The 12,795-nt window shown below is 46.2% G+C and carries 10 protein-coding genes; all 10 read right to left on the reverse strand.

Annotated elements, in window-relative coordinates; all coding sequences use genetic code 11:
* Positions 1 to 13: 13 nt before the first annotated feature.
* The 10 genes from tssC to tagH are packed head-to-tail and all read right to left on the reverse strand — an operon-like array spanning position 14 to position 12,755.
* Entirely contained in the window at positions 14 to 1,507 is a 1,494-nt protein-coding gene (gene tssC / locus K5L93_RS09170; RefSeq protein WP_220719466.1) for a type VI secretion system contractile sheath large subunit, read from the reverse strand.
* A complete protein-coding gene (gene tssB, locus K5L93_RS09175; RefSeq protein ID WP_220719468.1) occupies positions 1,504 to 2,019 on the reverse strand; it encodes a type VI secretion system contractile sheath small subunit in 516 nt (171 codons plus the stop codon). Before tssB ends, tssC begins: the two co-directional genes overlap by 4 nt.
* Positions 2,020 to 2,066: 47 nt before the next feature.
* Positions 2,067 to 3,176, reverse strand: a complete 1,110-nt coding sequence (gene tssA, locus K5L93_RS09180; protein WP_220719470.1) for a type VI secretion system protein TssA — start codon at positions 3,174 to 3,176, stop codon at positions 2,067 to 2,069.
* 4 nt (positions 3,177 to 3,180) lie between these two features.
* On the reverse strand, positions 3,181 to 4,005 hold the full coding sequence (locus tag K5L93_RS09185; protein ID WP_246615024.1) for a PP2C family protein-serine/threonine phosphatase: 825 nt from the start codon (positions 4,003 to 4,005) through the stop codon (positions 3,181 to 3,183).
* Positions 3,999 to 4,685 carry a type VI secretion system-associated protein TagF gene (gene tagF / locus K5L93_RS09190; RefSeq protein WP_220719472.1) on the reverse strand — a complete coding sequence of 229 codons (687 nt, stop codon included), beginning with the start codon at positions 4,683 to 4,685 and terminating at the stop codon, positions 3,999 to 4,001. Before tagF ends, K5L93_RS09185 begins: the two co-directional genes overlap by 7 nt.
* Positions 4,667 to 8,206 carry a type VI secretion system membrane subunit TssM gene (gene tssM / locus K5L93_RS09195; RefSeq protein ID WP_220719474.1) on the reverse strand — a complete coding sequence of 1,180 codons (3,540 nt, stop codon included), beginning with the start codon at positions 8,204 to 8,206 and terminating at the stop codon, positions 4,667 to 4,669. Before tssM ends, tagF begins: the two co-directional genes overlap by 19 nt.
* A 21-nt stretch (positions 8,207 to 8,227) precedes the next feature.
* Complete coding sequence (gene tssL / locus K5L93_RS09200) at positions 8,228 to 9,532, reverse strand: type VI secretion system protein TssL, long form (RefSeq protein ID WP_220719476.1); 1,305 nt, start codon at positions 9,530 to 9,532, stop codon at positions 8,228 to 8,230.
* 24 nt (positions 9,533 to 9,556) lie between these two features.
* Positions 9,557 to 10,882 carry a type VI secretion system baseplate subunit TssK gene (tssK, locus tag K5L93_RS09205; protein WP_220719478.1) on the reverse strand — a complete coding sequence of 442 codons (1,326 nt, stop codon included), beginning with the start codon at positions 10,880 to 10,882 and terminating at the stop codon, positions 9,557 to 9,559.
* Positions 10,883 to 10,902: 20 nt separating this feature from the next.
* Positions 10,903 to 11,367, reverse strand: a complete 465-nt coding sequence (gene tssJ, locus K5L93_RS09210; RefSeq protein WP_016399949.1) for a type VI secretion system lipoprotein TssJ — start codon at positions 11,365 to 11,367, stop codon at positions 10,903 to 10,905.
* Positions 11,364 to 12,755 carry a type VI secretion system-associated FHA domain protein TagH gene (gene tagH / locus K5L93_RS09215; protein ID WP_220719480.1) on the reverse strand — a complete coding sequence of 464 codons (1,392 nt, stop codon included), beginning with the start codon at positions 12,753 to 12,755 and terminating at the stop codon, positions 11,364 to 11,366. The genes tssJ and tagH overlap by 4 nt, the downstream gene beginning before the upstream one ends.
* Between the last annotated feature and the right edge of the window lie 40 nt (positions 12,756 to 12,795).

The following is a 12,795-nucleotide window of genomic DNA, read 5'->3' on the forward strand; positions in this document are numbered from 1 at the left end:
GCCCGCAATCTAGTTATCCGCCGATTTCAGGGATTTTTGCGACTAAGCGCAGTGAAGTAGTCAGTTCTTCCATTTGCAACCATGGACGTAACCACGCTACTGCGTTGTACGAACCAGGCGCACCCGGAATCTCTTTTACTTGAACTTTGGCATCAGCCAATGGGTATTTAGCTCGGATTTCTTGACCGCCGCCCTCAGAAGCATTCACGTAATTAAGAATCCAGCGGTTAAGCCAGTTTTCAACGTCTTCGGCTTCCATAAAGCTACCAATCTTGTCGCGCGCCATTACTTTTAGGTAATGCGCAAAACGAGAGGTGGCCATCATGTAAGGCAGGCGAGATGAGATAGCCGCATTTGCTGTTGCATCTGGGTTATCGTATTTCTTCGGTTTTTGACAAGTCTGCGAACCAAAGAACACCGCGTAATCAGTGTTTTTGTAGTGACAAAGCGGTAAGAAACCTAACTTGCTAAGCTCTGCTTCGCGACGGTCGGTAATACCAATTTCGGTAGGACACTTAAGATCTGGGTCACCGTCGTCAGATACAAATAGGTGAGAAGGTAAGTTTTCAACTTTACCACCACCTTCCGCACCACGAATTGCCGTACAAAAGCCATATTTAGCAAAGGCTTCTGTCATACGTACACCCAATACGTAAGAAGCATTCATCCAACAGTACTCGTCGTGCTCGGTGGTTTGTGCCATACCGGTTTGCGGATCAACTTCGAATTCTTCGTAGTTGAACTCTTCAATTGGTGTAGTTGCTTCACCGTAAGGTAAACGTGCTAATACCCGAGGCATCGCTAAGGTTACAAAGCGTGAATCATCGCTTTCACGGAATGAACGCCATTTAGTGTATTCAAGAGACTCAAATACTTTTTCTAAATCACGAGGCTTGCTAAGTTCTGTCCAGTTATCAAAACCAAACAAGGCTGGCGAAGAAGCTGATAAGAACGGCGCAAAACCAGCGGCAGCAACGTTCGACATTAAGCTTAACGACTCAATATCTTCTGGGTGATTAGTAAATTCGTAATCGCCCACTAACGCACCATAAGGTTCGCCGCCTGGCGTGCCAAATTCAGATTCGTACACTTTCTTGAAGATCTGGCTTTGATCAAACTCAACCGCTTTACTTAAATCTTTGTGCAGCTCTTTTTTGCTCATGCTAAGCACACGGATCTTAAGTGTTTGGCTGGTTTCAGAGTTCATCACCAAGTAATTAAGACCACGCCAAGAGCCTTCTAGCTTTTGAAAGCTTTCGTGGTGCATAACCTCAGCTAACTGCTTAGAAATAAGCTCATCAATACCAGCAATGGCTTCTCTAAAGGTTACTGTTAAGTTTTTGTTCCAACTAACAGTGCCTTTCAGCGCTTCTTCGGTAAGCGTGCGCAATAACTCTTCTGAGCGAGAGCTATCGGTTTGCTTAGTGGCACCAATCGCTTGTTCTAAAATAGAACCTTGCGCTTCTTCAACACTTGGATCTAGAGTAGTTTGGCTTTCTACGCTCATTCTGAACCCTCCGCACTAGGCTCTTTTTCAAGTTCGCCTTTTAGCTTTTGCAGAGAGTCAGTGTTGTTAAGCACTTCTTCTAGGATGTTTTCTAAGTCTTCTGAGCGGTCAACCTTAGTCATCAAGTCACGTAATTTATTACGTGTATCCATTAACTTACGTAATGGCTCAACTTGGTTAACTACCGCAGCTGGATCGAAATCTTTCATTGAGCTGAACTCAAGCGCCACTGACATTTGTGAATCGTCATCAGCCAACTTGTTATCAACTTTAAATTCCAGTTTAGGATTCATGCGCTTAAGTACGTCGTCAAAGTTATCACGGTCAATTTGGATAAAACGACGATCTTTTAGCGGCTTTAAAGATGCGGTGTTGTCGCCCGCAAAATCGCCCATTACGCCTACTACAAAAGGCAGTTCCTTTTTAACTGCAGCCCCTTCAGTTTCTACATCATAAGTGATGTGAACTCGTGGCTTGCGTACCCGAGACAACTTGCCGTGGATACTGTCCATATCAATCTCCTTGTTCTTGATTAACACGCAGAGCGCTAAGCACCACGTTAGTCCTGTGATTCCGATGAAATACCAGTCAATCGGAAATAACCGGTCCGAGCATCGTTGTCAGAAATCAGTTCTTGCAATAGATCTGGCAAGCTCATTCCACTCCAACGAACCACTTGTTCAATGGCATAAGCCATTGGCGAGTGAGGCTCGGTTTGCTTAAAAAACTCAGCAATCTTGCCGAGTTGTTGGATCGCGTCTGCGCGATTTCTTAGTTGATTACTGGGTCCTTCTGGCTCTGCCTCACCGGACTGTTCATCAGATTCTGTTAGTGTTTCTTCAGTTACCGTTTCAAGCTCAACCGCGCTAAGTTTGTCAGCAGCCAAGTAACGCACTGCCTCCATGCAATCGGTTAAACGCTTAACTATGTGCGAACTAGGTTGAGGCTCACCCACCGCTTCGTCCATTGCTGCAGATAACTGCAAATAGGCTTGAGAAGCCGCTTCAATGTCTTGCAGTAACTCTGTGAAAAACGCGGTACTGGTGGCTTTTACTGTAAGGGTGATGTCTTCAAGCTTTACTGCGCCAGAAGCATGGCGCTGGTTGCGCTTAGTTTCTTCTAAACGCTCAACTTCACTGGCTTGCTCAAACTCCCACAGCGAATATGGCTGCTCTTCGATAAGGTCAGTGAGTGGCACGCAGGCAATTGGCATTAACAGAGTGCCTTCGCCGTCGTAGCCGTTTAGACCAACTAAAGGAGCAACACGTGTTACTAAGCCATCTTCGTCTGGGCTTGGATATAAATGTTCCCAATGGTTTTCAATTAAAGTACGGGCAATATCAAAGCCTTGGCGTAAGCCTTTAAAACCTTTGCGGCGCACTAAACCTTCGATTAACCAAGCGGCTAACTCTAAGTCTTTGCAGCTTTCAACCAGTACTTCAGGTACTTGATTGATAATTGGATCCCATTCATTAGCAAAGCTGAGTAAGGGTTCGTTATCCACCAACGCATTACGTTCCGCGGCACGAGCCGTATTACGCACATCTTTGAGGGTAAAATACGTAGATAAAGGCGATGCATCTAAACGTGGGTCTTCACCAGTTGGTAAGTCTTCTGACACAGGCTGTGCAAGTTTTTCAAAATCAATATCAGACAATTCTTGAAACATTCGCTTAGCCTCTCACCGAATTACGACGATTAAAAAACACCGGCACGGTGTCATCACAATGCTCTTCTTCGCTATCAGCATCGCTTTGGCTCACCTTAACCAGTACACAGCTCACGTTATCGCTAGCGCCTTTTACCAATGCTGAATGCATTAAAGCCAAGCCAATATCAGAGACGCTATTTGCTTGCATGCACATGGCTAAATCGGTGTCGTTAAGCTCTTTAGTTAAACCGTCTGAGCACAGTAAAAACTGGTCGCCAGGCAATAGCTGACCAGAATTTTGGTCAACGGTGAGTTCATCACTTACGCCAATGGCGCGAGTAATAACATTTGAAAGAGGATGATCTTCCGCTTCAGACTCAGGGATTAAACCCTGCTCCACCATGTCCATTACTTGGCTATGATCGCGGGTTTTACGCTGTAGATGATTTTGGCGCATCAAGTAGATACGGCTATCTCCCACCCATAAGCAATGATAAAAACCATCGCGCACATGCAGTAAAACTGCAGTACTGCCGGCGGTTTTACCATCCAGATGTTGCTGAGAAAAATTGATGATTTGCTGGTTAGCTTGCAACAAGGCCTTACGTAAACAATCGATGCTTAAGCTGGCGGCTGGGGTTTGCTCAACACACTGCTTAACACTATCAATCACTATTTGGCTAGCAACATCACCCGCTGCATGTCCACCCATGCCGTCGGCTACTACCCATACGCCTTCTTCACGTAAATCAAGCACTGCATCTTCGTTGTAAGGGCGAACCTTGCCAGGATGGGTTTGCGCAAAACTAACAAAAAATCCATCCATCAGAGTTGGACTAGCTACCATCCCCATTGCTCCCATTGACCATCTAACATGGCTGAAAATTGGCTTACTAATGGCAAACTTTCGCTCACCAAACTGCACTCAGGAACTAGCTCAGAGCCCTTAGTCCACCAGATGCAGTAACGATCTAAACGCTTACGTAATTGCTGATGCAGCATATGTTCAGCGCTAATCGCCTGCTCACTTTGCAACACTAATTGCTCGCTCTGCTTAGCATGGTTAAGCAAGGGGTTAGCGGCTTTGATGCCATCTAACCAATCCAGTTCTGCCACGCTTTCTGCCCAGCGAACCACGTCGGTATCATCATCCAGCAGCTTTAATACTTTTTCTTCGCTTAGCTCGCTCCACTTACGTTGCTGCCATACATCAACCGGTACTTGGTTAATCGGTTTGGCCATAGTGAAGTAAAAGTGTCGGCCTACTTGATCAACACTCGGCATTAAGGTGCCTGCAATGGCAGATTCACCACATACCCCAGCGGAGAGAGCAAAGTGCCAAATAGGACTGGTTAGGTAACAATCTAACCAACGCTCACCTTGCTGCTCACGGCTTACCGCAATAACGGCTTGTAACCATTCACTCCAGCTGGCAACAAAATCACTCGGTAAATGGCTTTGAATAAAGTCGCCGCGTGCTGGCACTTTGCCAAAATAACCAAAACCGTTTACAGCGTTACAGGACATGAGAACCTCGCTAAGTCTTTAGACCAAAATGGGTGCATAGCGGTTGTTGGAATCAACTCCAACTGCACTTTGTTACCCTTGAACTCAATATCCAACACGTTATCTTTACGTGAGTCAGGGCGCTGCTTAGCTAAACCATCAAGCATGCGGAACAAGCCCCAATGCCCTGGATAAGTCTCTGAAATAGAGTGACCGGATTTAGGCGGCACAAAGGCTAAACGCGTACTCCGGCTAGAGTCGGTTGGCCAAATAAAGTGAGAGGTACGCTGCGGACCATGGCGATATACCAATTCTTGTTCGCCCAGCTCAACCCGGAAGTTATTAATGTGGCCATCTAAGTAAAGCGGCTTAAGGCCAAATTCCACTCGCGGCGTTTGCGAACCAGGCTCAAAAAATACGTCGCGAATACGGCGAGCTTGTTGGAACACTTTTAGCGAGCCTGGGTCGATACCTACCGAACGCTCTAACTTCCAGTTACGTTTGCTGGTATCAACCGAAGACTTCAAGTAACGCTCAAAGAAGGTATCCATTGTGCCGCCATAACCAAAGAAGCGGCCAAAGTCTTTTAGGCGAACTTCTTCAGCCGCTTTGCTATCAAAGGGGTATTTTCCACGAATCGCGGCGCGGTATTCTTTGTAAACACTGTCTTTCCAAATCGCATTAACATGTACCTGAGCGCCACGTTTAGCCAACGAAGAGGTTTGGCTAGACAGCTCGCCTAGCATTGTTGAAAACGGCGCGGGCAAATCTTTACGAGAGCGTCGCAACGCACTAGTAACCGCAGCTTGGCTGTTGTCATCCATCAAACTGGTGTACGCCCGTTTATTGTTTGACTCAGACAATACTTCTAGATAGTCACGCAGTTGCAGTAAAGAGACATGCATGCCTTCTAGATCGGCTTCGCTAATATTCAAGAAATCTTCAAATTCTGCTTCTACTTCAGCGCCAGGCAAGGCTAATTTGGCCTTGGACATATCGTTTGGTAAGAAGCGGTTAATCCGTGCTTTTTGATTCTTCAAGGCAACATCAGCAACATTGCCAGCCACTTCACCTGCCATTTTAGTGTTGTCACTCATTGTCACTTCGGTAAGGCGTAGTTCTTTTTGCACCGCCAGAATAAAGCTTTGCAGAGGTCGCTCAGAGCCCGTTAAGTTCTTAGCTAGCACCGCGCCATCTTTCGCCGAAGCGTAAGGGCGAAGTTGCACGTCGGCTAGCAATTGCTCCCACTCAAAAACATAATCACGGAAGTAACGCTCACTCACCGCTTTAACCACTTCATCGCGGGTTGCTTCATCTATCGATAAGCTGTCACCGTACACCCAGCTGTCTTCCATCAGGCGTTTAACAATTCGGTTGTTTTCAATGCGGAATAAACCATGGAAGCCGCTGTAGGTATAAAGCCCTGGAATACCTTCATGCAAAGGCGCTCCACTATTACGAACAAATACTTGGCGACCTTGGCGGCCAAAGACATCACTCAACCTAAAGTCAGCTACATGGCTTGACAAAAACTCTATACGTAAACGTTGGTAGGCACGTTCGGCCAAAGGCATACGGGTTAATACACTACGGGCTTGAGCAATCGCTTTATCATTAACCGGGATAAGGTTAATCCCTTCAGCAAACAGGTTTCGGGTATGAACCATTAAGTCTTGGCGAAGGCCTTGGTTAATCTCACCCGGTAAACGGCGCTCGTAAAAAATCTCAAACCAGCTATATATTTGGTCAATTTCACGGTGCTCAGCATCGTAAATCATCAAATAGGTTTTAAGTGTTTCGTAGAGGTACTCGAGGTATTCTTCGTTCTCGACCAGCTCATGAGTAAGCGATTCAGTTAAGTAGGTAGCAAAGAAACCTTGTAACGCCCGCTGATAGGCCATCTTCGCGGGTTGGCCAATTTTTTCACCCTGATAAAGCCCCATGCGATGAACATCTTTATCCACCAACTGCTGACTAAAGCCAGCCGGTAGATCGCGTAAAGCATTAAGCGCTTGAACCAAGGTGATTACGTCGGTATCGGTAGACAAACCAGGTTTAACAATGGCTTTATACTGATCTACAGCCGCTTCGCTGGTATCAACTAATTGTTTGTTCCAACTGTAACTGTTGTACCAAAGCAAACTACAGGTAAGTAAGCTAAGCACACAGCCACCAGCAACAATGCGTCGTGTCCACATTGAATGTTTTTGGTGGTGACGGTTTACCGAACCAACAAACTTTTCTGGGAAAATCACGTCTTCAAGCAAACGCTTAATGAAGTAGCCCTTAGTTTCTCCACCTTGCTGTTTTAAGGGAACTTGCCCTAAACCCAAGCCATTTGAGGTTTCGGCCATAACCCGGTCAATCGGTTTACCCTCTTGGGTAGCACTCGCGATATACAAACCGCGCAACATAGGCGCTTCTTCAAAGGCATTTGGCGAGAATATTTCTTTTAAGAAATCATCAATGCTTGATTGCAACAGATGCATTTGCTTAGGGAATTCGTACATTAAAGTACGCTTATCAATATCGCGCTCTTGCTGTAAACGAACATTTAAGCGAGTTTGAATGCGTTTCAAAAGGCCGTGGAATTCACGATTAAATAAACCCACTACACCAGTGTCAGCATTCTCAGCAGTAAGCGGGAAAGTAATTCCCCAAATTTGCTCACGTTCGTTAGCGTTTAAGTCGGCGAAAAATTCACTAAAGCCGGCAATCAAGTCAGCTTTAGTAAGCACCACATAAACCGGGAACTGCATGCCCAATTGGTTCTTAAGCTCCTGAATACGTTGCTTAATCGCACGCGCATGCAAGTTGCGCTCGGTACGGGTTTGTTGAATTAGGCTAGCCAAGCTAACGGTAACAATTGCACCGTTAATCGGACGTTTAGTACGGTATTTTTTAAGCAGGCCTAAAAAACCTAACCAAGCTCGAGAGTCTTTAGCGCTGTTGCTGTCTTGAGTGGTATAGCGGCCAGCGGTATCAATAAGTACCGCTTTGTTTGTAAACCACCAATCACAATGGCGGGTACCACCAACACCAGCTAATGGGTCATCGCCTAGTTTGTCTTTTAGTGGAAACTCTAAACCTGAGTTTTGCAGCGCGGTAGTTTTGCCAGTGCCAGGAGGGCCGATCATAATGTACCAAGGAAGCTGATATACCCCTTGGCCCTTAGCCAAACTTGAATTTTTAAGTACGTCTAAAGCGGTAACCACGCGCTCGCGTAAGGTTTCTACCTCACGGCGGCTTTCTTCGTCATCGCCATGCTCATCTTGACCATCTAGTAACGATTGCACCGCTTCTTGATTTTGCTTAGTGCTACGAACGTGCTGCCAAAACTGATAGATAATGCAGATTAATGCCAGCGTAATGATGGTGAACAATCGAGCACTGGCGCTACCTAAAGGCTCGGCACCTGCAATCGCAATCAATGGTCCGCCAAACCAGATCAAAAAGGCCAGCGCCAAAAAACCCAGCAAGGTGATTGCCCATTTGGATTTAAGCATTTGTACTAAGCGTTGAAAAAACAAACTGTTAAACATTTCTCAATCCTTTAAGTTTGCTTAATAAAGCAAATCAATCTCTACTCGACGGTTCAACGCACGCTCAGATTCGGTGTTGTTACTGGCTCGAGGATCTGAATCACCTCGCCCTTCTGGCCATAAACGCCCTTGTAGCAAGGTGCCTATCGACATACTGTTGGCAACGGCAGTGGCCCGAGCCAAAGACAAGTGCCAATTTGAAGGGTAGCGACTAGTGAAAATTGGTTGGTTATCGGTGTGGCCGGTAATCAGCACTCGACCAGTTGTAGACTCAAGCGCCCGCGATAGTTTTTGCAGAACAGGGACCACCGAAGACTTCACTTCGGCGCTGCCAGGGCTAAATAGCTCACTTGAGTTGATGGTGATACGAATACGGTCACTCAACGGCACAATTTCAAGCAACTGACGGTCTACTTCAGTTTGCAAGCGCTGTTGCAACATCAATACTTGTTGTTCATCAACTTCAGCAGTATTGGTGGTGGTGCTTTCCCAGCGGGCCAAGGTATTTATTTGATTAAATACTTGATCTGAGTAGCTGTTAATGAAGTAGCTACAGGCCATATAGATAGACAACAGCAATACACCAAATATTGAGACAATCACCCAGATCGGTAATCCACTATTGGCTTCACTGCCGATGCTCACACTAGCTTGGCTTTTAGGAGAGAGTTCAATGTCGGCTTCACCGTGAATAGCTTGCAAACAATCAAAAGCCTGCTGACGATATTCTTCAAGCTTGTCTTGGCCGCGTTCTTCTACGCGCATTTTGCCAACGAAGCCTAATGACAAACACAGGTATTGCAGCTCGAGTAATTGTGACTTAGTCCGCGGGGCTGCAAGGTTTTCATCTAACAAAGTAAAGAAGTGTTCACCACCCCACGTTTGCGAATGAAACGTAGATAATAGACTGTCGCTGGCCCATACCGACTGGCCGCCCCAGTTGGTGTTTAATACTGTTTCATCAATAAAACAACATACGCAGTAGCGAGAAGCTTCGATAATTTCGGCGCTCACCTGCTGGTGACGTAAGTTGGCTTCGTAGTCACGAATTTTGTCGATACAAACCTGACGCAATGAAGCAATGTCACCGTGTTTTACGGTGCAACGAATCTGTCCCACCATCGACAATAGTGCGCTCGCTTCATCAATTAGCGGGTTATCGCCAAACTTTGGCAATTGCACACCACGCTCTTTGTTTTTAGAAGGCGTAATCACTACGGTGCATTCAGCCTCTGCTGCTGAAGCTGCAATTTTGCCCAAATCGCTTACTGGCTTATTGCCACCGCGACTCCCTGGTCGAGGCTTCATTACTGTCGCTTCTGACATCTTATTTCATCCTTGGAACATTAATTACTGGCTAATTGCCCAAATTTGCATTTCAAGCTCGGGATAATTACCCGACAAATGGATGGCTACGCCACCACTGGCGCTAAGCCGTGGCCAGTAATCGTTGCTTTTATCCAATTTGAAATAGTGAAAGCCGGCGTGATAAGGAATTTGTCGCGGCGCTACCGGTAAGCCAATGGCAGAAATGCCCGGCAGTTGGTTATTCACCAAATCTCGAATGTGTTCAACCGGTCCGATTTTTACTTGAGCCGGGAAGCGCTTGCGCAATTCATCCGGGCTTATATTGGCGTTTACCGCTAACACGAATTCGGCGCGTTCTAATAAACCTTTATCTTGAACTTGAGCAATTCGGATACCGTAGTTGGTTTCATCTAATGCAATTTGTACTGCCGTTTGCTGCAGTACCATGCTCATAAACTGGTTAAGCACCACCATCACATCGCCAAATACACGGGTAAGTTCATCGTGTTGATAACCTGGAAGTTGTGGAGCGCGTTTATCTTTACTAGAAAAAGTGGCTAACTCGCCCGCCAAACCGGCTAACTCTTGGAACAACCGTTCTGGGTGTAAGCCGCTAGTTGCCAGGATATGAGCAATCAGTGCGTCATAACGATTTAGTAGCTGCAACATCAAAAAATCTGCTATTGAACTGGCACTACCTTGGCCAGCGCCAATACGTGCAGCTAAGGCCTCAGCACGTTGGCGTAAAATGCCATGTACTTCGGCCAGTTGCTGCTTAAGCACCGAGTTAGCTTGCGCATTTAAACTTGCGGGAATAAATTTCTCGTCGAGGCTAACTTGCCCCTCTTCCGAAACTTCAATGATCTTAGCGATAGCTAAGGTGTCGTAGCCTGATAAGTTGTCACTTTCTAACTTAAGCTCAAAGCCAGCTTGGGCTAGTTGCAACACTTCCACCGCGTCGTTACCAATGTTGGTATCTACCACTTCATGATCAACAAAACGGTAGCGAGTCACACTACGACCTTGTGCCGATACATTTAGTCCATTGGACTTTTCGGTAGGTAACGCCAAATACACCAACTGATCTCGAATACTGCTGTCCAGCGATAACGCTTCAGGCAAAGGATCACGTGTGGGGCTAACCATTGCCGCACCATCTTGCAAACACGCGCTAATACTACTTAAGCCGAATTTACCGTTACTTAATAGGGAGCGGTCTACACTTAGTTCTGTTACTCCCCAGTAGTAACTGGATTGCTGCAACAAATTCTGCTGCAACTGAAAATTCAAACTGCGTTCTTGCTGCTGAAAGTGTTGAGGACGCAAAAACATCCCCTCGCTCCACGCGACACGACAAAAGTCACTCATGTTTAATCCCGAAATACTGCTTATGGATTGCCAACAAATACAGCGAGCTCACCTACGTGAACATCAAAGGTTTTGTAATTAGTAGGGTCGACAGTGACCACTTCACGCCAGCTGGCGGTGTCAATGTCTCGGTAGGCGACAAGCACGCCGGCATAACGAACGCCAGGCGATAAAGAAAGCTTGTATTCAAATTGGCTACCGGGTTCAAACTCAAACTCGGTGCGATTGATTAGATCAGGGCCAAGCACTTGGGAAGCGTCATCATACAAGGCGAAGAAATCTTGGCTATCAAACAAGGTGCGTGAAGACAGCTCGAATACTTTAACCACTACTGGCGAAGCTCGGCCGGTGATATCTGGGTTAACATTGTTGGCTACATGAAACTGCAGCTTTGAATATGGTTCGACTACGTAGTTGGCTACAGTACAGCCCAACATTGACATACTCAGTAGCACACTAAGTACTAATTTCCCTACTTTGCTCATCGTTGTCCCTTTTGCTCTATGCTTTTTAAGGTTGATTCATAAGCCTTGGCAAAATCTTCCATGTAGAAGGCATTGCTGTTTTGGCTAAACTCATTTTCCAAATCACTGTAGATCGAACAGTAACGGTTCCAGCTTTTATGCTTTTCAATTGCCGAATACATCTTGGCAATTCCTTTGGCGTTCTGATCTTTGGATTCTATCGATTTAGGGTCGAGCAGCTGCATAACACCTGCTACTGCACCTTCAACCCCAGATAACAGCGCATACTCATGGCGCTCTAAATCGATAAACGCTTCTTTAACGGCTCGTTCTGGAGGTAAAAATCCAGCCGTTTTGCGTTGTAATAAGTTATGAATGGCATCTTCGGCATTAGTAGAAAACTTAAGCGGGTTGTTTTCATTCCTTCTGAAAGTCGTTTGATTGATGCGACTATTCTCTTTAAAGGCTGCGCGATTGTGTAAGGTATTCATGATGCCATCAAGGGAGTCGCGAGTTATCACGCCCAACTGATGCCACCAACGTACTGGGTTATCCTGAGAAACTAGCTCGGGGGATATTCCCATTCCTTCCAAAAATGCGGCCAGATGAGCTTGCTCATCTGCGCCAAAATACTGTGGTTTAACGGCAGCTGCAGGCGCTGCCGGAGTAGCTTGCTTGGTAGTAGCAGCTGCAAAAACGAGTGGATCATTGGCCATTGTATTTGCTACTGCAGGCTGCTTAACTTCAGGAACAGCAGCACTTGGCACGGCAGTTGGTTGCGGCGGAGCGCTAACGGCAACGGGTTCTTGTGGAGCGGGACTGGCAAACAAAGCATTCCAATCTTCCGGAATGCTGGACTGCTCATCATTTATTGATTGCGGCAATGCAAAAGCATCATCAAGATTGGCATTAAGCTTAGCGTCTAAACTACTGCTGTTGTTTGCAATAGGCTCTGGTTCAGCCAATACACCAAAATCTTCTTCAAGCTTAGTTGCTGGCATTGCAGCGGGAGCTTGAACAGTAGGAGCAGCTGTGGCTACCTGAGCGGAGCTTGGCGCTTGCTGAGCAATAGCTTGAGCAGATATCGCCACCTCTATTTCGTAGTCGCCAATCGCTAAGGTATCACCGTCGTTAAGCTGATAAGGCTGGTCTTTTGCTAAGGCCTCTACCGAGCGGTTAACAAACACGCCATTGGTAGACGTATCGTATAGCCAAAACTGCCCATTGTTTGACTCAATGCGGGCGTGACGACTAGAGATAACTCTTTCTGGATCGAGCAAACACCAAGAGCATTGGCTTGCCCTACCAATGGTAATAACTGACTCCCCTGACGTAGTAGAGAGGGTCTTCTTCTCTTCCACACCAGAGGTAAATCTGTGATAACTAATCACAGATAAACTCAAATTCATAATCTTCCGTCCCTTAGAAGTCTTTTTATTTTTGAGAAGA

This window comes from Agarivorans litoreus (assembly GCF_019649015.1).
Classification (GTDB): domain Bacteria; phylum Pseudomonadota; class Gammaproteobacteria; order Enterobacterales; family Celerinatantimonadaceae; genus Agarivorans; species Agarivorans litoreus.

Bases quoted from the DNA above. Each gene is read 5' to 3' on its own strand.
- tssL (WP_220719476.1), bottom strand. From the start codon at position 9,532: ATGTCAGAAGCGACAGTAATGAAGCCTCGACCAGGGAGTCGCGGTGGC.
- tssA (WP_220719470.1), bottom strand. From the start codon at position 3,176: ATGTTTCAAGAATTGTCTGATATTGATTTTGAAAAACTTGCACAGCCT.
- tssK (WP_220719478.1), bottom strand. From the start codon at position 10,882: ATGAGTGACTTTTGTCGTGTCGCGTGGAGCGAGGGGATGTTTTTGCGT.
- tssC (WP_220719466.1), bottom strand. From the start codon at position 1,507: ATGAGCGTAGAAAGCCAAACTACTCTAGATCCAAGTGTTGAAGAAGCG.
- tssM (WP_220719474.1), bottom strand. From the start codon at position 8,206: ATGTTTAACAGTTTGTTTTTTCAACGCTTAGTACAAATGCTTAAATCC.
- tssJ (WP_016399949.1), bottom strand. From the start codon at position 11,367: ATGAGCAAAGTAGGGAAATTAGTACTTAGTGTGCTACTGAGTATGTCA.
- K5L93_RS09185 (WP_246615024.1), bottom strand. From the start codon at position 4,005: ATGGTAGCTAGTCCAACTCTGATGGATGGATTTTTTGTTAGTTTTGCG.
- tagH (WP_220719480.1), bottom strand. From the start codon at position 12,755: ATGAATTTGAGTTTATCTGTGATTAGTTATCACAGATTTACCTCTGGT.
- tagF (WP_220719472.1), bottom strand. From the start codon at position 4,685: ATGTCCTGTAACGCTGTAAACGGTTTTGGTTATTTTGGCAAAGTGCCA.
- tssB (WP_220719468.1), bottom strand. From the start codon at position 2,019: ATGGACAGTATCCACGGCAAGTTGTCTCGGGTACGCAAGCCACGAGTT.